Origin of the sequence: Mycobacterium sp. SMC-18 (assembly GCF_045310895.1) — a bacterium.
Lineage (GTDB): Bacteria > Actinomycetota > Actinomycetes > Mycobacteriales > Mycobacteriaceae > Mycobacterium.
Genome location: NZ_JBJIAL010000127.1, coordinates 1 through 1,372, shown reverse-complemented (window position 1 = coordinate 1,372; position 1,372 = coordinate 1). Strand labels below are relative to the sequence as shown.

At 64.6% G+C, this 1,372-nt stretch carries 1 protein-coding gene; it reads left to right on the top strand.

Going from position 1 to position 1,372, the window contains the following annotated elements:
* The first annotated feature begins 25 nt into the window (after positions 1–25).
* Positions 26–1,339, top strand: coding sequence for an IS256 family transposase (locus tag ACJH6J_RS30405; protein ID WP_052536990.1), 1,314 nt, complete (start codon positions 26–28; stop codon positions 1,337–1,339).
* The last annotated feature ends 33 nt before the right edge of the window (positions 1,340–1,372 follow it).

Below are 1,372 nucleotides of genomic sequence, written 5' to 3'. Positions count from 1 at the left end.
CGCGCTGGTTCGGGAAGGTACGCCCATGCTCACGGTAGTTCACGATGCGGATTCATCCAACGAGGATGCTGGCTCGTCGCGGTCGTTGCTCGATGAGATTGTCCGCGACGGTGCCCGCCAGATGCTGGCCGCAGCGTTGCGGGCTGAGGTCGCCGCCTACATCGAGGCTCATGCCGGTGAGCTTGATGAGAACGGGCACCGGCTGGTGGTGCGCAATGGCTATCACCGCGAGCGCGAGGTGCTCACCGCGGCGGGCGCGGTGAGTGTGACCGCGCCGCGGGTCAATGACAAACGTGTTGACCCGGACACTGGTGAGCGGCAACGGTTTTCCTCGGCGATCCTGCCGGCGTGGGTGCGCAAGTCGCCGCAGATGACCGAGGTGTTGCCGTTGCTGTATCTGCATGGCTTGTCGACCAGTGATTTCGGTCCGGCGTTGGAGCAGTTCCTGGGCTCGGGTGCCGGCTTGTCGGCCACGACGATCACCCGACTCACCACGCAGTGGCAGGACGAGGCCAAGGCCTTCGAGGCCCGTGATCTGTCGGGCACCGACTACGTCTACCTGTGGGTCGACGGCATCCATCTCAAGGTGCGCCTGGAGCAGGAGAAGCTCTGTTTGCTGGTGATGATCGGTGTGCGCGCTGACGGCCGCAAGGAGCTGGTCGCGCTCACCGACGGGTACCGGGAGTCGGCCGAGTCGTGGGCTGATCTGTTGCGGTCGTGCCGACGTCGCGGGATGACCGCACCGGTGCTGGCCGTCGGCGATGGGGCCCTGGGGTTCTGGAAGGCCGTGCGTGAGGTGTTCCCGGCCACCGGCGAGCAGCGGTGCTGGTTTCACAAGCAGGCCAATGTTCTTGCCTGCCTGCCAAAGTCGGCTCATCCGGGGGCGATCGCGGCGATGCGGGAGATCTACAACGCCGAGGATATCGACCACGCGCAGGTGGCGATCAAGGCGTTCGAGGTGGACTACGGCGCCAAGTACCCCAAGGCGGTCGCCAAGATCGTCGATGACGCCGATGTGCTGCTGGAGTTCTATAAGTACCCGGCCGAGCACTGGGTCCATCTGCGCACTACCAACCCGATCGAATCAACGTTTGCCACGGTACGTTTGAGGACCAAGGTGACCAAGGGGCCGGGTTCACGCGTCGCCGGAATGGCCATGGCTTACAAGCTGATCGACGCCGCGCAAGCCCGCTGGCGAGCCGTCAACGCACCGCACCTGGTCGCTCTGGTCCGGGCCGGCGCGATCTTCCACAAAGGCAAACTGCTCGAGCGACCCACCGACATCACCCCGTCGGCGGACTCGGCACCGACCGAATCAACTGGAACGGAGGTCGCCTGAAACAAGCCGATCCACAGGTATTGACAATTCCTC

Excerpts from the sequence above, each read along its gene's own strand:
- ACJH6J_RS30405 (WP_052536990.1), top strand. The coding sequence starts at position 26 with ATGCTCACGGTAGTTCACGATGCGGATTCATCCAACGAGGATGCTGGC.